The following is an 18,312-nucleotide window of genomic DNA, read 5'->3' as shown; positions in this document are numbered from 1 at the left end:
CTGTTAATGCCCTCCAACATTCCCCGCACGGCTGTGCGGGAAAATGACGCAGACGTCAACAAGCCAACCGGCATTCAGCTCGACCGTCTGAGTGTGTCTTACCGTGGCACCGAAGTGCTGAAACCGCTGACGCTGCAAATCACCCCCGGTGAAGTGCTGGCGCTGATTGGCCCTTCCGGTTCAGGTAAAACCACCGTGCTGCGGGCGATTGCCGGTTTTGTGAAGCCCGCGGGTGGACGCATCACTATTGGCGATGTCGATGCGACCGAAATGCCGCCCTATGAACGCGGCCTGGGAATGGTGGTGCAAAATTACGCCCTGTTCCCCCATATGCGCGTGGAAGACAACGTGGCATTTGGCTTGCGCGCACAGGGCAAGGCACGCGGCCTGATAGCCGAAAGAGTGGAAGAAGCGCTGAGTATTGTCGGCATGACGGCTTACGCAAGACGCTTCCCCAGCCAGCTTTCCGGTGGACAGCAACAGCGGGTGGCCATCGCCCGCGCTATTGCGGTCAAGCCCAAAGTATTGCTGTTGGATGAACCACTCTCGGCGCTGGATGCGCAAATCCGTCACAGCATGGTGGAAGAACTTGCCCGCCTGCACCGTGAGTTGCCCGAACTGACCATTTTGTATGTCACCCACGACCAGGGTGAAGCTCTGACGTTGGCAGACAAGATAGGCATCATGCGTGACGGTCATTTGATTGCCCACGGCGAAACCCGCACGCTGTACCACCATCCGCCAAACCGTTTTGCCGCCGAATTCCTCGGCCGCGCCAATCTGTTGCCCGCCACCGCGTTGGAAAACTGCGCACAACCGGGCATGACCACAGTGAGCTGCGCCGGCAAAGTCATTGGCTGCTTTACCTATGGGGCGCAGCGCGGCTTTAACAAATTACTGTGCATTCGTCCGCAGCATATCGCGCTCGACCCAACGCCACAGCGCAGCAATTGCATTATCGGCAAGCTGTGTGAGGTTCATTGGCAAGGTGAGCTGACCCATTTGCGGTTTGAGGCCGATGGCCATGCGCTGCGCGTAGTCACCACCCACCGCAGCCAAATGCCGCAGATAGGCACACATCTGCCACTGTATTTCGATCCTGATGACGCTGTATTGATCGAGGAATGACATGACCGACTCCACTCTCACTCAACCGGCCCGTCGGCTGCGGCCGCCGCGTCGCCTGTGGATCCTGTTGCCGCTGTTGGTGCTGGCGACACTGTTCTTCTACCCGTTGCTGCTGATCGTCAAACAAGCATTTACCCACGATCAGGGCGCTTTCAGCAGCGCTGCGCTGACACAACTGTTTGAGTCGAAGCGCTTTATCGGCGCTCTGTTCAATACGCTGCAAATCGCGCTGCTGGCTACGCTGGGCTGCCTGGTGCTCGGTACTTTACTGTCGCTGATTTTGGTGTTTACACCTTTTCCCGGCAGCACCGCGATCGCCAGGTTGATTGACACGTTTATCGCCATGCCCACCTTTCTGGTAACACTGGCCTTCACTTTTATCTACGGTTCTGCCGGCCTGCTAAATGGCAGCCTGATGGCTATTTTCGGCTTTACCCTGCCGCCAGTGGATTTTCTCTACTCAATCTGGGGGGTGATCCTGGCAGAGATCACCGTGTTCACCCCGCTGGTGATGCGCCCACTCATGGCGGCACTGTCGACGATTGATCGCAGCCAGCTGGAGGCTGCCAGCATTCTCGGCGCACGGCCGGGCCGGGTGATCCGTCAGGTGGTCCTGCCCGCCACGCTGCCTGCACTGCTGGCCGGCGGCAGTCTGTGCCTGCTGTTGACGACCAACGAGTTCGGCATTGTGCTGTTTATCGGAGCCAAAGGCGTCACCACACTGCCGCTAATGGTCTACACCAAAGCAATTTTAGAAGCCGATTACACCGCCGCCTGCATGATTGCCGTGGTGAACATTGCATTGTCTCTGGGGCTATTTTCTCTGTATCGCTATGCTGCGGCGCGTGCCGGGGTAAGGAACTGAATGATGTTGATCTGGTCGCGCTCCGGTCGTTATACGGCTTACAGCCTGGCAATTGCCCTGTTCGTGTTGTTTTTCTGCCTGCCATTGGCAGTGATACTGATGTCGAGCCTGAGCGAGCAATGGAACGGCGTGTTGCCGAGCGGCTTTACCCTCGAACATTACCGCCAGGCCTTGCGCGGTGCGTCATGGGATGCACTGACAGCCAGCCTGCTGATCGGGGTTGCCGCCAGTGGATTTGCCCTGCTGTGCGGGGTTTGGGCAGCGCTGGCATTACGCCAGTATCAGGGGAAAACGCAACGTTTGCTCGGTACGTTGTTTTTTATCCCCAGCGCAGTGCCTTCGGTATCGGTTGGTTTGGGTATTTTGGTGGCCTTCAGCCAGCAGCCACTGCAACTGAACGGAACATTTCTTATCGTCCCCATCGCGCATTTTGTGCTGGTTTCGGCCTTTACCTTCGGCAATGTCACTGCGGGGCTCGCGCGCCTGGCCAACGATTATGAGAATGTGGCTGCCAGTCTGGGCGCTTCACCGCTGTTCCGCTTGCGCCATGTGACGCTGCCGATGATTGCCCCTTACATGATCTCCGCCTTTGCACTCAGTTTGTCGTTATCAATGGGTGAGCTTGGCGCGACGGTCATGATTTACCCACCAAGTTGGGCAACCCTGCCGGTGACAATTTTCAGCCTGACCGACCGTGGCAACATTGCCGGTGGTGCGACATTGACCATGATCCTGGTGGCGGTAACGCTAGTGTTGATGCTATTGCTGGAAGGGCTTTCGCGGCGGTTGCTGCCGGTACGCAACGGCCAGTGACGTTATCAGGCGCGACCGACGGACGGCAGCGCCTTTTTATCTGCATCGGAGCGGTCAGAAAGGATAGTCGTGGTAACCCATTTGCCCGGAAATAGTGCGCGCAGCGCTGTGCAGACGTTTAACGTAATCCGCTTTGGCCTCTTCCGAGTAGCGAATGGACGGGAACGAAATGCTCAGACCGGCGGTTACCACGCCAAAGCGGTCAAACACCGGCACCGCGATGCAGCGCAGCCCTGCTTCCTGCTCTTCAATGTCTTCCCCCACGCCTTGCTCACGCACCTGCTCCAACAGCGACATCAATGCTGCGGCGTCGGTCAGGGTATTTGGCGTGCTGCGGGTGAATTCAATCTTTGACAGGATTTGCGCCACTTCTTCCCGGTCGCGCCAGGCCAGCAATACTTTACCAATCGCCGTGCTGTGCAGCGGGTTGCGACGACCAATGCGCGAATACATACGCAGGTTATACATCGCGTCGATTTTATGGATATAGACAATACTGTCTTCATCCAGCGCCCCAAGGTGAATAGCTTCACGGGTGTGGTTCGACAGTTCACGCATTTGGATATCGGCACTGCGGATCAGATCGACGCTTTGCAGCGATTTGGCACCCAGTTCAAACAGCTTGAGCGTGAGCGCGTATTTCTCCGACTCGCCCTCCTGCGATACATAGCCCAATGCCTTCATGGTTTGCAGAAAACGGTAAACGGTGCTCTTGGACATCATCACCCGTTGGGAAAGCTCAGTGATGCCAATCTCGCGTTCTTCGCCCAGCGCCTGCAAGATACCGAATACCTTCAGCACGGATGAAACCGCATCCGGTTGTTTATCTGAGTCTGCGTTAACCATAGTCAATATCCTATCCGGCATTTTCTGTTTTAAGAAATTTGAACACGAGTTTCAGTATACGCGGGACTTCGGAGAGCACGCAATTAGCCCTGGGGATAAATGCCTGAGAAGGAACGAATTGAGCGCTCAGCTCTCATCGGTTATTACAATTGAGCGGGAAACTGTGGATGCAATCGCAGACGAATATGATTAGCATGGTAATACTCCCCCGAATAAATACCTTCGAGATCAACATGCGTTCTTGTACTGACGGCCTCCCCGTCCCGCAACGCTATGGGGCAATCCTCGCCATTGCCCTGGGCATCACCGTTTCGGTGCTCGACGGCGCGATTGCCAACGTGGCCCTGCCAACCATCGCCCGCGATCTGAATGCCAGCCCGGCCAGCTCTATCTGGGTGGTTAACGCCTACCAGTTGGCGATCACCATTTCGCTACTGTCGCTGGCCTCGCTCGGTGACCTGATTGGCTATCGTCGCATCTATCAGGCCGGTCTGTTGGTGTTCAGCATTACCTCGCTGTTCTGCGCCCTGTCCGACTCGCTGACGACGCTGACCATTGCCCGCGTGCTGCAAGGCTTTGGCGCCGCCGCTATCATGAGCGTCAACACGGCGTTAATACGCATTATCTATCCGCAGCGGTTTCTCGGCCGTGGCATGGGCATTAACTCATTGATTGTCGCCTTTTCCTCGGCGGCCGGGCCAACGGTAGCGGCGGCAATATTGTCGGTGGCCTCCTGGCAATGGCTGTTCGCGATTAACCTGCCGATTGGTATTATCGCGCTGTTACTGGGCATGAAGTACCTGCCCGGCAACAGCCAAAAAAGCACTAACCAACGCTTTGATCCGACCAGCGCGGTGATGAACGCCCTGACCTTCGGACTGCTGATCACCGCCATCAGCGGCTTTGCCCAGGGCCAAAGCCTGACGCTGATATTCAGTGAAATCGCCGCGCTGCTGGTGATTGGCTTCTTCTTTGTTCGCCGCCAACTGCGTCAGGAGTTCCCACTACTGCCGGTAGACTTGCTGCGCATCCCTATTTTTGCACTGTCGATGGGCACTTCGATTTGTTCATTCGCCGCGCAGATGCTGGCGATGGTTTCGTTGCCGTTCTTCCTGCAAAGCACCTTGGGCCGCGACGAGGTCGCCACCGGGTTACTGCTGACACCCTGGCCTTTGGCGATTATCGTCATGGCGCCGCTTGCAGGACGTCTGGTCGAGCGCATTCATGCCGGGTTGTTAGGCTGTATCGGTCTGGCGGTGTTTGCACTGGGCCTGTTTCTGTTGGCGCTGTTGCCGCAAAACCCTTCAGACCTGGATATCATCTGGCGCATGGTGCTGTGCGGTGCCGGTTTTGGGCTATTTCAGTCCCCGAATAACCACACCATTATTTCCGCCGCCCCGCGCAACCGCAGCGGGGGTGCCAGCGGCATGCTCGGCACCGCCCGGCTGTTGGGGCAAACCTCGGGAGCTGCGCTGGTGGCGCTGATGTTCAACCTGTTCCCCACTTCCGGCACCCATGCCTCGTTGATCCTGGCCGGAACCTTTGCCACATTGGCGGCAGCGGTCAGCAGCCTGCGCATTACCCAACCGCGCGCGCAAGCGGAGCCAAGCAGTCAGCAAGCCAAATAACGGACATAAAAAAACCCCGGCGAGCCGGGGCTTTTTATTTTCTGAAGGTTACTTCAGATACTGACCTGAACGCAGCGCTTCGATACGTTTATCGAGCGGCGGGTGCGACATGAACAGTTCGCTGAACGACTTGGACTTGCCGTTGATGCAGAACGCCATCATGTTGCCCGCTTCCTGCGGCTCATAGCTGGTTTTCAGCCGTTGCAGTGCGGCGATCATCTTCTCGCGGCCCACCAGTTTGGCGGAGCCTGCGTCGGCATAGAACTCACGGTGGCGTGAGAACCACATGGTGATAATGCTGGCCAGGATGCCGAATACCAGCTCCAGCACCATCGACACGCCGAAATAGATCATCGGGTTGCCGTTACCTTCCCCTTCGCCGTCACGGTTGCCCAGGAAGCCGGCGGCGGCCTGTGCGATCAGACGTGAGATGAAAATCACGAAGGTGTTCACGATGCCCTGAATCAACGTCATGGTGACCATATCACCATTGGCAACGTGGCTGATTTCGTGAGCAATAACCGCTTCCGCCTCATCACGGCTCATGCTTTGCAGCAGGCCGGTGCTGACGGCAACCAGTGACGCATTACGGCGCGCACCGGTGGCGAAGGCGTTAATGTCCGGTGCGTGATAAATAGCCACCTGCGGCATGGCAATGCCTGCCTGCTGCGACTGACGGCGTACCGTTTCCAGCAGCCAGTTTTCGGTCTCGTTACGCGGTTGTTCAATCACTTCCCCGCCGACGGAGCGCAGCGCCATCCATTTGGACATCAGCAGTGAGACAAACGAACCGCCGAAACCAAACAGACCGGCCATGATCATCAGGCCCTGAACGCTACTGGATTGGATTCCTGTCAGGCTGAGCACCAGCCCGAAAACCAACATCACCGCCAGGTTGGTGAGCAGGAACAGAGCTATACGCATCATAAAATGTTTACTTCCTCATAAATGTTAACAAAACGCTGCCTCGGATACCCTAGATGGTATGGGCATTCGTCACAGTTTCAAGAGTTGCGCGCCATTAACCTACTAAAAATACGAAACTTTACAAAAACGGGGCGCGAGCAATACTTTTCAAATTGTAAACGATTGTTGCGCAAAACGGTGGGTATTTTTTGCGTAAAATTAACGATGTGGGTTATTCAGTGCCCTGAGGAGCGCCCATAAAAAAACGCACCCGAAGGTGCGCTTTTCATTTGCTGGTACTCGGCTGCGTTATTTCGCCGCCGCCGGCTGCGCCTGATCAAGGTGCGCCAGATCCAGTGCGATATGCACGGTTTCATCCAAATATGGGTCAGGTTCCTGGTAATCCTTCGGCAAGTCTTCCAGGGCCTTCAGCGGCTTTTTACCGGCGCGCTGCAGACGATCATTAACACGTTGCAGACGGGTAGCGTCATCATCGTGGTTCTCTTTCTCGCGCTGAACCAGGTTGAGTGAGACGATGTTACGCTTGTCCTTCAGCGCCTTGTAATGCGCGATATCCTGCGCGATGTACTGGAACTCAGGATCCTTGGCGATACGCTGTTCATGATCCTTGAGCAGTTCAGGTTCAAACGGCTTCATATCACCGGTTTTGGTGTAGGTCGCTGCATTGATGCTGTCCCACGGCATGGCGTTATCTTCAAACGCTTCACCGGTTTCTGCCGGATCGACACCGCTCGGCATCAGGATATCCGGGGTAACCCCCTTGCGTTGGGTACTGCCGCCGTTAACGCGGTAGAACTTCTGAATGGTGTATTGCACCGAACCCAACGCCGGCCATTCCGGACGCAGCATCTGATCGTAAATGCGGTTCAGCGAGCGGTACTGTTGCACGGTACCTTTACCGAAGGTCGGTTCACCGACGATCAGCGCGCGACCGTAGTCCTGCATTGCCGCGGCAAAGATCTCGGAAGCCGAGGCGCTGAAACGGTCAACCAGTACCACCAGCGGCCCCTTGTAATAGGTCACGCCGTCGGTGTCCGCGTCTTCACGCACTTTACCGTTGTTGTCACGCACCTGCACTACCGGGCCGCTCGGAATGAACAGACCGGACAGCGATACCGCTTCAGTCAGTGCGCCGCCGCCGTTAGTGCGCAGGTCGATGATCAGGCTCTTGACGTTCTGCTTGGCCATCTTCTGCAACTGAACTTTCACATCATCGGTCAGGCCCACGTAGAAGCCCGGAATGTCCATCACCGCGACTTTCTCTTTACCGACGGTCTTGATGGTCATTTTCACCGCGCGGTCTTCCAGACGGATACGCTCACGGGTCAAGGTGACCACTCGGGTTTTGGTGCCCTTGCCGGCCGGCAGGATCTCCAGGCGTACCTTGCTGCCCTTCGGCCCTTTAATCAGGGAAACCACGTCGTCCAAACGCCAGCCAATGACATCGACCATCGGCTTGCCCGACTGACCAACGCCGACAATGCGGTCACCCACGGTGATCGCCTTGCTCTTCGCCGCCGGGCCACCTGGCACCATGGAGTTGATCAGGGTGTAATCATCATCCATCTGCAGCACCGCACCGATACCTTCCAGGGACAGGCTCATCTCGGTGTTGAACTGTTCGGTGTTACGTGGGGAGAGATAGTTGGTATGCGGGTCGATTTCATGCGCAAAGGCATTCATCGCCAGTTGGAAAACGTCCTCGCTGTTGCTTTGCGTCAGGCGCTTGATGGCGAACTGATAGCGCTTGGTCAGCGTTTCACGGATTTCCTTGTCGGTCTTGCCGGTCAGCTTGAGGTTCAGCTCGTCATATTTGACTTTCGCATTCCACAGGCTGTCCAGTTCGGCCTTGTCTTTCGGCCACGGCGCTTTGCTGCGGTCGAGATCGATAGTGTCGTTGCCGGTGAAGCTCATTGGCTTTTCCAGCAGCGACAATGCATAAGTGTAACGCTCAAAACGGCGTTTCTGCGCCAGATTGTACAGCGCGTAGGGTGTTTCCAGCTTACCGCTTTTCAGTTCTTCGCCCAGCTGATTACGCTTGTTGGCGAATTGCGCCACGTCGGAAGCCAGCAGCACGTTATGGCTGTAGTCCAGCATATTCAGGTAACGATCGAAGATCTTGCCTGAAAAGTCCGCGTCGAGGGTAAACTGACGGTAATGAGAGCGAGTGAAGCGCGAAGTGACGCGCTCACTCACCGTTGCATGTTGCGGTTCCTGCTGCAGCTGAGGCAGTTGATCGATGCGGATGTTGGCTGGTTCCGCTCCGTAACTGACACCCGCCCACAACAGACCCGCGACTGCTGTTAATCTGACAAATTTGTTCATGCCTTGGTTGGCCTCCGTATCAGAACTGCAAGTGTTCTGCGCGCACAATCATCGCCAGACCGGAAGAGAGCTGCACACGTACGCCATCTTTGGCGATTTCAAGTACGGTTGCATCCATCGCACTCTGGCCTGCTCTGACTTTGATTTCTTGGCCAATTTGCAGTTTAGAGATATCCGTGACTGGCACACGACGCTGCTGGCTTTCCTCTTTGACTTCACGAGGTTGGCGAGCGGGCTGTGGGCGAGTTTGTGGGCGCGGCTTGCGGTTCTCCGGAGCGGCTCCGCCTTCACGACGTGCAGCAGGTTTTTTACCGGCTGGACGTGGACGACGAGGTTCCGCAGCGGCTGATTCACCGGCAGCTTCACGTTTTTTGGCGTTTTGCTCGGCACGCTGTGCCTGAACTCGCGCTTTTGCTTCTTCAAGCTGTTGACGGGCATGATCGACATGCTGCTGTTCCAGCTCACCGCACGGGTTGCCGTCCAAATCAACGCGTTGAGCGCCAACTTTGACGCCGTACAGGTAACGCCAGCTTGAGGTGTACAGGCGCAGTGCAGAACGCAATTGCGTTTTGCTTAGGTTTTCTTCCCCCTGAACACGCTCGACCAGATCCTGAAAAATACCGATTTTCAACGGGCGAGCTTCGCCCTCGGCGCTAAAGCAGAGCGGAAAACGCTCGGCAAGAAAAGCAATGACTTCTTTACTAGAGTTCAACTTAGGTTGATTTTCCATGAAATTTCCTGATTACAACGGGTTTGCCAACCAGCGCAGGCATGAACAGGCGTCATTATAATGACGCCATCGGTAAATGCCACGTTAACCGTAGATCAACTTGCCGTTACAGTGACATATTTCGCACTATCACACTGTTCCAGCTGCGCGCAAAGCCCCGCCACCACTGCTTCCAGGCCCCTTTCGTCCTGTTCGTCGAAACGTTGATAAACTGTGCTGTCGATATCGAGAACGCCGATAATCTGACCGCCAACCTTGAGCGGCAGCACAATTTCTGCATTACTGGCTGCGTCACAGGCGATGTGACCAGGGAACTCATGGACATCGCCAACGCGCTGCACGCGGTTTTCCGCCACTGCGCTGCCACACACTCCTTTGCCAACCGGAATGCGTACACAGGCGATTTTCCCCTGGAATGGACCCAGCACCAGTTGTGCGCCGTCCACCAGGTAAAAACCGACCCAGTTGACGTCATCAAGGCGCTCATTGATCAGCGCACTGGCGTTGGACAGCGCGGCGATAAAGTTGTTTTCCCCGTCGAGCAGCGCGCACAAATCACGTTTTAATTCCGCGTAGAATTGTTCTTTTGTCATGTGTTAACCATTAATACAGTGTAGAAGGCCACTAGCCCAAGTCTTAAGCCCTATAAAATAAGCATTAAATGCGTATAGCCACAAGGTTAATCATCTGTTGCTTCACAAAACCCTACCGGGCAAGGTATGTTTGCCGCTCAGAAACCCTGTTTCGCCGCCCGGTGCTTGGCCCTATAAGGCACGGACAGATTTATTTTTCAGCTACGCTAACTGATACGGCGAGCTCTGGGGCAGTTTTTTGTCATGATGAAAATACACGCGATCACCGGCCCGCTATCCAAAGCCCGCCACCAGCGCTGTTGCGAATGCGACCTGCTGTTTGTGTTGCCGCCACTGAGCAACAAACAGGCGGCCTACTGCCCGCGCTGCGATGCCAAGGTGGTCAGTGGCCGTGACTGGTCGATGACCCGGCTGACCGCCATAGCGGTCACCATGCTGCTGTTGATGCCCTTTGCTTTCAGCCAGCCGCTGATCAGCATCCGCCTGCTGGGGGTGCGTATCGACGCCAGCCTGCTGGAAGGCATCTGGCAGATGAGCCACCAGGGGGATCCTCTCACCGCCAGCATGGTGGCGTTTTGCACTATTGGCGCCCCGTTGACGCTGGCGTTGTCGCTGCTGTATCTGCGTTTCGGCCACGCACTGGGCATGAACCTGCGCCCGGTACTGCTGATGCTCGATCGGTTGAAAGAGTGGGTGATGCTCGATATTTACCTGATCGGCATGGCGGTGGCGACCATCAAAGTGAAAGAATATGCCGATATCCAGGCCGGCAGCGCGCTGATCGCTTACCTGGCGCTCACCCTGCTCAGTATCCTGACTCTGATCCACGTCAACCTGGAGCAGCTGTGGGAACGCTATTATCCGCAGGAACAACCGAAAGGCCTGCCAACGGCACTGCATATCTGCCTGTCCTGCCATTTCACCGGCTATCCTGACCAACGTGGCCGCTGTCCGCGCTGCCATATTCCCATGTGTCACCGGCAGCCCTATAGCCTGCAAAAAACCTGGGCGGCGCTGATTGCGGCGATGATTTTACTGATCCCGGCCAACCTGATGCCGATCTCCATCATTTACGCCAATGGCGCGCGAATGGAAGACACCATCTTCTCTGGCGTGGTCTCGCTGGCAACTTCCGGCAATGTGCCGATCGCCGCCATCGTGTTCATTGCCAGCGTACTGGTGCCCTTTACCAAGGTCATTGTGCTGATTACCTTACTGTTCAGCATCCATTTCAAGACCTCGCACAGCCTGAGAACGCGTATTCGCCTGCTGCGCCTGGTCACCTGGATCGGCCGTTGGTCGATGCTCGATCTGTTTGTTATTTCGTTAATGATGTCGCTGGTGAATCGCGACCAATTGTTATCTTTTACTATGGGGCCGGCAGCCTTTTATTTTGGGTCTGCGGTTATTTTAACTATTCTTGCCGTAGAGTGGCTGGATAGCCGATTGATTTGGGATGCACATGCAACAGGAAACGCCGAATACACCGACTGAAGCGCGGGTCAAAAACAAGCGCCGTATTTCGCCATTCTGGTTACTGCCGTTTATTGCCCTGCTGATCGCCGGGTGGCTGGTCTATAACAATTTCCAGGAACGCGGTACCACGGTGACCATTGATTTCCAGTCCGCGGCGGGCATTGTCGCCGGGCGTACTCCGGTACGCTATCAGGGGGTGGAAGTGGGCACCGTACAGAGCATCAGCCTGAGCAAGGATCTGCGCAGCATTGTGGTCGAAGTCAGCATCAAGAGCGACCTGGAAGACTCGCTGCGCGACGGCACCCAATTTTGGCTGGTGACGCCAAAAGCCTCGCTGGCGGGCGTGTCCGGCCTGGATGCGCTGGTGGGCGGCAACTATATCGGTATGATGCCGGGCAGCGGGCAGCCAAAAAACCATTTCACCGCACTTGATACCCAACCCAAATACCGACTCAATACCGGTGAGCTGATGATTCATCTGCACGCTGACGATCTCGGCTCGCTCAACACCGGTTCACTGGTGTATTACCGCAAGATCCCTGTCGGCAAGGTGTATGACTACACCATCGCCGAAGGCAATAAAGGCGTCACCATCGACGTCCTGATTGACCGCCGCTTTGCCAATCTGGTGAAGGGCAGCAGCCGTTTTTGGAACGTCTCGGGCTTCAAGGGTGATTTCAGCCTGGCGGGTGCCTCGGTGCAGATGGAGAGCCTGGCCGCTCTGGTCAACGGTGCCATTGCCTTTGACTCACCGCTTGACGGTCAGCAGGCCAAGGCCGATCAAAGCTATACCCTGTATCCGGATCTGGCACACAGCCAACGCGGCGTGAACATAACCCTGGATCTGCCGAGTGGCAATAACCTGAGTGAAAACCGCACGCCACTGATCTATCAGGGATTGCAGGTGGGCACACTGACCAAACTGACACTGCAGCAGGACAGTAAGGTCACCGGTGAACTGACCATCGACCCGTCGGTGGTAGATTTAATGCGCAGCGGCACGCGGATTGTGATGCGCACCCCACGCCTGAGCCTTAACGACGCCAAACTCAGCCAATTGCTAACCGGCAATACGCTGGAACTGGTACCGGGCGAAGGTGAACCGCAACAGCATTTCAACGTGCTGGACAGCAGCGAAACCCTGCTGCAACAGCCGGGCGTGCTGACCGTGACGCTGAACGCACCGCAAAGCTACGGAATCGACGTTGGTCAGCCGCTGGTGGTGCACGGCGTTAAGGTCGGTCAGGTGATGAGTCGCACCCTGACGGACAACGGCGTGGTCTTTACCGCCGCCGTCGACGCTCAATATCGCCGCCTGCTGCACAAAGACAGCAAGTTCGTGGTCAACAGCCGCGTCGACGTCAAACTGGGCCTGGACGGTATGGAAGTGCTGGGAGCCAGCGCGCAGGAGTGGCTGGACGGTGGCGTGCGTATCATCCCCGGCAGCAAGGGCGAACCTGTCGGCCAGTATCCGTTGTATGGCAATAGTGAAAAGGCCGAGGCCGGCGTTGTCGGCAACACGCCAACGCCAACCCTGACGCTGACCGCCGCCAGCCTGCCGGACGTGCAGGCCGGTTCGGTGGTGCTGTACCGTAAATTCCAGGTGGGCGAGATTGTTAACGTTCGTCCAAAGGCCAACGAATTTGAAGTTGATGTTTATATCAGCCCGGAATACCGCAAGCTGCTGACCAATGAAAGCATCTTCTGGGCCGAGGGCGGTGCCAAGGTGCAACTCAACGGCAACGGCCTGACCGTTCAGGCTTCCCCGCTCAATCGGGCGCTGAAGGGGGCCATCAGTTTCGATAACTTGCAGGGCGTGACGCTGAGCAAAGGTGCCAAACGCGTGCTGTACGCCACCGAAACCGCCGCCCGCGCGGTGGGCAGCCAGATAATCCTGAAGACCTACGACGCCAGCAAGCTATCGCCAGGTATGCCACTGCGTTATCTCGGTATCGATATCGGCCAGGTAGATTCGCTAAAATTGGCGCCAGAGCGTAACGAAGTGCAGGTCAAAGCGGTGTTATATCCTGAATATGTGCAAACTTTCGCACGTTTGGGTAGCCGTTTCTCCATAGTATCGCCGGAGATTTCCGCCGCCGGGGTCAGCAACCTCGACACCCTGCTGCAACCCTACATTAACGTGGAACCGGGCCGGGGTCGTGAGCTGCGCAGCTTTGAGCTGCAGGAAGCCAGCATCACCGACTCACGCTACCAGGACGGGCTGAGCGTGATCCTCGACGCCGCCGAAACCGGCTCGCTGCAGATTGGTACCCCGGTGCTGTTCCGCGGAGTAGAAGTGGGCACCATCACCGGTTTCTACCTGGGTGCCATGTCCGATCGAATCCATGTTGCGCTGCGCATCAGCAAAAAGTACCAGTACCTGGTACGCAACAACAGCGTGTTCTGGCTGGCTTCCGGCTACAACCTGCAGTTCGGCCTGACCGGTGGGGTGATCAAGACCGGTACCTTCCAGCAGTTCATTCGCGGCGGTATTGCCTTCGCCACCCCGCCTAGCATCCCGCTGGCACCGAAGGCGACACCGCAAAAACACTTTATGCTGAATGCGGAAGAGCCAAAAGACTGGCGTGAATGGGGTACCGCCATCCCTAAAGAGTAAATTCCTTACCCTCTCAGGGGCCCGGCAATGCCGGGCCCCTGCTGTTGATGACAAACACCCGAAAAACGTGGTTTTCGGGTGTTTAGGGTAAATCAGAAGACATCATCCTTTGTTTTATTAACTCACGGTTCAAAACTTTTAACCATAAAGGTCTATGTCAGCAATCTGAGGGGCCCGGCAATGCCGGGCCCCTACTTTTTTCGGTTTATGGTAAACTCCTGCCCTTATTTATTTTGATTGCTGCCAGAGAGCTCACCCCGTGGCCAAACCTGCCTGCGTTTTTTTGCCGCCCGCCTTTCTTGACGCGACGCGCGCCATCATGCCCGCCGACCTGTCGATGGACGATTTCATTGCCGCCTGCCAACGCCCACTGCGCCGCAGCCTGCGGGTTAATACCCTGAAGATCAGCGTTGCCGATTTTCAAACGCTGGTACAGGACTATGGCTGGCAGTTGGATCCTATCCCCTGGTGTGCGGAAGGTTTTTGGATCGAACGTGAGGACGAAGAACTGCGGCTGGGCAGTGCGGCGGAGCACCTGAGCGGGCTGTTCTACATTCAGGAAGCCAGCTCGATGCTGCCGGTGAGTGCCTTGTTCGCCGATACGGAAATGCCGCGCCGGGTGCTGGACGTCGCTGCGGCGCCGGGTTCCAAAACCACCCAGATTGCAGCATTGATGAACAACCAGGGGGGCATTGTCGCCAATGAATACTCTGCCAGTCGGGTCAAGGTGTTGCACGCCAACATCAGCCGCTGTGGCGTGAAAAATGTGGCCCTGGCCCATTTTGACGGCCGGGTATTCGGTGCGGCGTTGCCGGAAAGCTTCGACGCCATTTTGCTCGATGCCCCCTGTTCCGGTGAAGGCGTAGTGCGAAAAGATCCGGACGCCATGAGCAACTGGTCGCCGGAAAGCGTCATCGCCATTGCCGAAACCCAACGCGAACTGATCGACAGCGCCTTCCATGCTTTGGCCCCGGGTGGCGTGCTGGTCTACTCCACCTGCACGCTCAACGCGCAGGAAAACCAGCAAATCGTCAACGGACTGCTGGCAACCTACGGCGATGCGGTCAGCATTGAACCGCTGGGTGACTTGTTCCCCGGCGCTAAACAGGCGTTAACGGCCGAAGGCTTTCTGCATGTGTTCCCGCAAATCTATGACAGCGAAGGCTTCTTCGTGGCACGCTTGCGCAAGCACCACTCCGTCGCCCCACTGGCGAAACCGAGCTATAAGCTGGGCAAATTCCCGTTCACCCCACTATCTGGCAAGGATTCGGCCGAGGTAGCTCAGGCCGCAGCGGCTTCCGGCCTGGTCTGGGATGAAACCAGCCGCCTGTGGGCACGCGATAAAGAAATCTGGCTGTTCCCTGCCGAACTGGAAGCGCTGGTTAATAAAATACGTTTCTCGCGTATCGGGCTTAAACTGGCCGAACGTTTCACCAAAGGTTACCGTTGGCAGCACGAGGCAGTTATCGCACTGGCGGTGGCCGACGGCAAACAACGTTTTGAACTGGATGCCACACTGGCGCAAGAATGGTTCCACGGCCGTGATCTGTACCCGGAGCCACCGCCGCAGACCGATGAGTGTATTGTCACCTACCAGCAACAACCGTTGGGCATCGCCAAACGCATTGGCAGCCGGATCAAAAACAACCTGCCGCGCGAACTGGTTCGTGACGGCGTATTGGATTTTCATCAGTAATCCTCTGTCACTGGCCGGAAAATCCCGGCCAGTTAATACCGCTAATAATATTCCGACAGGAGAATATTATTATTCTAATCATTTTACCCGCTGGGTATTCTCGTCCCTTCCCTTGAGAAGATAACGACGCCTTTCAAAATAAAGAAAATTTTCAGCCTTTCACCAAGACAATTCCGACTTCTTACTCTATTAATTAAACTGTAAATAAATTAATGCGTTTATCCTTTTCTGGATGACGTCTTTTGGGGCTCACCTTTAACACGGCAAGGAAAAAGACATGAAAAAAATTCTGATGGCATTGACCTCGGCAGCCACCTTGCTGTGCGCTAGTGGCGCAGCCAACGCAGCGGGCACTATTCAGGGTAACCTGGGTGTGACCTTAACCATTGGCGCAGGCTGCGTAGTCGGCGGCGGTGACAGCGCGGGTAGCGTCAACGACTTTGGCGCCATTAGCTTCGGCACCTACTCTTCCCTGTCCAACATTATCGACGCCAGCGCAACCGGTTCCGGCGGTGCAGGTACCCTGTCACTGACCTGTACCACGGGCACTGCCTACACCGTAGCGTTAAACAACGGGTTGCACGTAGGTGCCGGTAACCAGCGCCAAATGGCCAGTACGGCGGGTGCCTTGATCAAGTACAACCTCTACCAGGATCAGGCCCGCGCTACCGCCTGGTCCACCGGTGCCAACGCCCTGACCGGCACCGGTACCGGCGCAGCGGTTCCATTGATTGTCTATGGACGTGTCCCGGCGGCAGCTACCACGCCAGATCCTGATACCTACAACGATACGGTGACCATGACGGTAACCTGGTAACAGTGCGGCAGGGTGTTGTTTTGGGCTGTGGATTGCTGGCGTTAAGTCTGGCGGTAAATGCCGATAGCAAAACCGCCACGATTGGCGTCAGCGCCACCTTGTTGAAGGCATGTGAAGCCGGCAGCAGCTCGGGGGGTAATGTCAGCTTTGGCTCACTGGACTTCGGTACGGTCTATTTCCTCACGACCAGTGTCAGCGTAGCCGGCCAGCAAAACGCGGGGGCCATTCGCGTCAAGTGCAACAATGGTACCAGCTACAATGTCCTGCTTAACGGGGGACAAAGCGGCAACACCGCTGCCCGCTATCTGAAAAGTGCCGCCGGCCAGCAGGTGAACTACAACCTGTATACCAACAGTTCGCACAGCACCATCTGGGATAACCTGACCGGGGTGTCGCAAACCGCCAACGGTCAGGATAACTGGTTGCCGGTGTACGGCATGATCCCGGTGCAATCCACCCCGCCGATCGGCAGCTACACCGATACCGTGCAGGTCACCATCAATTGGTAATGGCAATGCGTATTTTAAGCGGTGGTTTACTGCTCTGGATGATAACGCCGCCAGTACTGGGCGACACCGGCGTCAACGATCAGCAAAAGACCCAGGCAATGACCGTCAACGCGACGGTGGTTAAAGGCTGCATTCTGGGTAGCGGCAGCAGCGACGTCACCACTTTCGGCAACCTCAGCTTTGGTCAGGTCTCTTCATTAGCCAGCAACATCAGCATTGTTTCCAGCGCCGGGGCCGGTTCCGTGCTGTTTCGCTGTAATCCTGGTCTGAGCGTCACGCTGGCGCTTGGCATCGGCAACAACGTCACCGGCTCCATCTCCGCCGGACGCAAATTAAAAAACACTCTGACCCCAGAAACCCTGATTTATCAACTCTATCAGGACAGTAACTATTCTACTATTTGGGGCGATGGCACCAACGGCGGCAGCACTGAGATCGTTGCTGCCACCGGCAGCACCCAGGAAATAAAAGTTTATGCCCGTTTGTTCTCGACCAGTACCCTGCCCACCAGTGGCACTTACAGCGATACGGTCTTACTGACGGTCACTTATTAGTATTTTGAAATAAGGATTTAGCCATGCGTATACCCTTCCGACTGCCATTGACGGCAGCACTGCTGATTGTCGGCCAGCAACAGGCGCTGGCCGCCGCCTCGATCCTGATTTGGCCCATTGACCCGGTCATTGAAGATCAACAGCCTGCAACGGCGCTGTGGCTGGAAAACCGCGACACTAAACCTGTCTATATGCAAGTTCGCGTACTCGGCTGGAAACAAACCGCCGGCAAAGACGATTACAGCAACCAGAGCGAAGTGATCGCCAGCCCGCCGGTAGCCTCTATTGCCCCAGGCAAACGCCAACTGATCCGCCTGGTTAAGCAAACCCCGCCGCCTGCCGGCCAGGAGCGTGCCTACCGTATTCTGATTGATGAAGTCCCGGTGAAAGATTCAGGCAGCCAATCCACACCAAACGGCGCACAAATGGGGTTGAAATTCCAGATGCGCTATTCGGTACCGCTGTTTGTCAGCGGCAAAGGCGTCTGGACCAAGCAGGACTCAGAGAAGCCGCGCGATTATGCCACCGCCAGCCAACCGCAACTCAGCTACCGACTGTTGCAGCAAAGCAGCCAGCGCTGGCTGGAGGTGCGCAACCAGGGCACGGTACACGCACGCATATCCAAAGTGACAATGCAGGGGAAGACGCTCAATGCCGGCCTGATGGGTTACGTGTTGCCCGGCTCGCAGATGCGCTTTGCCGTACCGGCCTCTGGCAGCTTCAGCAGCGGTCAACTGCAAGCCACGGTCAACGACAATAAACAGCCAATAACCCTGCCTGCTTACTGA

At 56.4% G+C, this 18,312-nt stretch carries 16 protein-coding genes; 11 read left to right on the top strand and 5 right to left on the bottom strand.

Annotated elements, in window-relative coordinates; all coding sequences use genetic code 11:
• The first annotated feature begins 6 nt into the window (after positions 1-6).
• Genes phnT through E5C26_RS10680 form a run of 3 tightly spaced genes read left to right on the top strand, consistent with a single transcriptional unit; the run spans position 7 to position 2,806 of the window.
• Positions 7-1,128: a 2-aminoethylphosphonate ABC transport system ATP-binding subunit PhnT gene (gene phnT, locus E5C26_RS10690; RefSeq protein ID WP_240775969.1), complete on the top strand. Its 1,122-nt coding sequence runs from the start codon at positions 7-9 to the stop codon at positions 1,126-1,128.
• Between the two features lies 1 nt (position 1,129).
• Positions 1,130-1,993, top strand: a complete 864-nt coding sequence (phnU, locus tag E5C26_RS10685) for a 2-aminoethylphosphonate ABC transporter permease subunit (protein ID WP_135316273.1) — start codon at positions 1,130-1,132, stop codon at positions 1,991-1,993.
• 3 nt (positions 1,994-1,996) lie between these two features.
• The gene (locus tag E5C26_RS10680; protein WP_135316331.1) at positions 1,997-2,806 is read left to right on the top strand and encodes an ABC transporter permease; all 810 of its coding nucleotides are present in this window, start codon (positions 1,997-1,999) and stop codon (positions 2,804-2,806) included.
• A gap of 54 nt (positions 2,807-2,860) precedes the next feature.
• Here E5C26_RS10680 and kdgR read toward each other — a convergent pair whose 3' ends face one another.
• Positions 2,861-3,652 (bottom strand): DNA-binding transcriptional regulator KdgR, encoded by a 792-nt coding sequence (kdgR, locus tag E5C26_RS10675; RefSeq protein WP_135316272.1) that lies wholly within the window; start codon positions 3,650-3,652, stop codon positions 2,861-2,863.
• 233 nt (positions 3,653-3,885) lie between these two features.
• Between kdgR and E5C26_RS10670 the strand changes: the two genes are divergently transcribed.
• A complete protein-coding gene (locus E5C26_RS10670) occupies positions 3,886-5,280 on the top strand; it encodes an MFS transporter (protein ID WP_135316271.1) in 1,395 nt (464 codons plus the stop codon).
• A gap of 48 nt (positions 5,281-5,328) precedes the next feature.
• Here the strand turns inward: E5C26_RS10670 and htpX are convergent, their stop codons facing one another.
• The 4 genes from htpX to E5C26_RS10650 all read right to left on the bottom strand — a co-directional run bounded on the left by htpX (position 5,329) and on the right by E5C26_RS10650 (position 9,855).
• Positions 5,329-6,207, bottom strand: a complete 879-nt coding sequence (gene htpX, locus E5C26_RS10665) for a protease HtpX (RefSeq protein ID WP_012144856.1) — start codon at positions 6,205-6,207, stop codon at positions 5,329-5,331.
• A 288-nt stretch (positions 6,208-6,495) separates the two neighbouring features.
• Positions 6,496-8,532, bottom strand: a complete 2,037-nt coding sequence (prc, locus tag E5C26_RS10660) for a carboxy terminal-processing peptidase (protein ID WP_135316270.1) — start codon at positions 8,530-8,532, stop codon at positions 6,496-6,498.
• A 19-nt stretch (positions 8,533-8,551) separates the two neighbouring features.
• Positions 8,552-9,262, bottom strand: coding sequence for an RNA chaperone ProQ (proQ, locus tag E5C26_RS10655; RefSeq protein WP_012144854.1), 711 nt, complete (start codon positions 9,260-9,262; stop codon positions 8,552-8,554).
• 95 nt (positions 9,263-9,357) lie between these two features.
• On the bottom strand, positions 9,358-9,855 hold the full coding sequence (locus E5C26_RS10650) for a GAF domain-containing protein (protein ID WP_135316269.1): 498 nt from the start codon (positions 9,853-9,855) through the stop codon (positions 9,358-9,360).
• Positions 9,856-10,101: 246 nt separating this feature from the next.
• Here E5C26_RS10650 and yebS point away from each other — a divergent pair, with 246 nt between their 5' ends.
• From yebS to E5C26_RS10615, 7 genes are all read left to right on the top strand, one after another.
• On the top strand, positions 10,102-11,349 hold the full coding sequence (yebS, locus tag E5C26_RS10645) for a membrane integrity lipid transport subunit YebS (RefSeq protein WP_135316330.1): 1,248 nt from the start codon (positions 10,102-10,104) through the stop codon (positions 11,347-11,349).
• On the top strand, positions 11,318-13,948 hold the full coding sequence (locus E5C26_RS10640; RefSeq protein ID WP_135316268.1) for a PqiB family protein: 2,631 nt from the start codon (positions 11,318-11,320) through the stop codon (positions 13,946-13,948). Before yebS ends, E5C26_RS10640 begins: the two co-directional genes overlap by 32 nt.
• A gap of 259 nt (positions 13,949-14,207) precedes the next feature.
• The gene (gene rsmF, locus E5C26_RS10635) at positions 14,208-15,644 is read left to right on the top strand and encodes a 16S rRNA (cytosine(1407)-C(5))-methyltransferase RsmF (RefSeq protein WP_135316267.1); all 1,437 of its coding nucleotides are present in this window, start codon (positions 14,208-14,210) and stop codon (positions 15,642-15,644) included.
• A 277-nt stretch (positions 15,645-15,921) separates the two neighbouring features.
• Entirely contained in the window at positions 15,922-16,461 is a 540-nt protein-coding gene (locus E5C26_RS10630) for a Csu type fimbrial protein (RefSeq protein WP_135316266.1), read from the top strand.
• Between the two features lie 20 nt (positions 16,462-16,481).
• The gene (locus tag E5C26_RS10625; protein WP_240775966.1) at positions 16,482-16,970 is read left to right on the top strand and encodes a Csu type fimbrial protein; all 489 of its coding nucleotides are present in this window, start codon (positions 16,482-16,484) and stop codon (positions 16,968-16,970) included.
• 5 nt (positions 16,971-16,975) lie between these two features.
• On the top strand, positions 16,976-17,524 hold the full coding sequence (locus E5C26_RS10620; protein WP_167796639.1) for a Csu type fimbrial protein: 549 nt from the start codon (positions 16,976-16,978) through the stop codon (positions 17,522-17,524).
• A 23-nt stretch (positions 17,525-17,547) separates the two neighbouring features.
• A complete protein-coding gene (locus E5C26_RS10615) occupies positions 17,548-18,312 on the top strand; it encodes a fimbrial biogenesis chaperone (RefSeq protein WP_135316263.1) in 765 nt (254 codons plus the stop codon).

It is taken from the genome of Serratia proteamaculans (assembly GCF_004684015.1).
Classification (GTDB): domain Bacteria; phylum Pseudomonadota; class Gammaproteobacteria; order Enterobacterales; family Enterobacteriaceae; genus Serratia; species Serratia proteamaculans_F.
The sequence above is the reverse complement of the archived record's forward strand: the minus strand, read 5'-3'. Positions and strand labels throughout refer to the sequence as shown.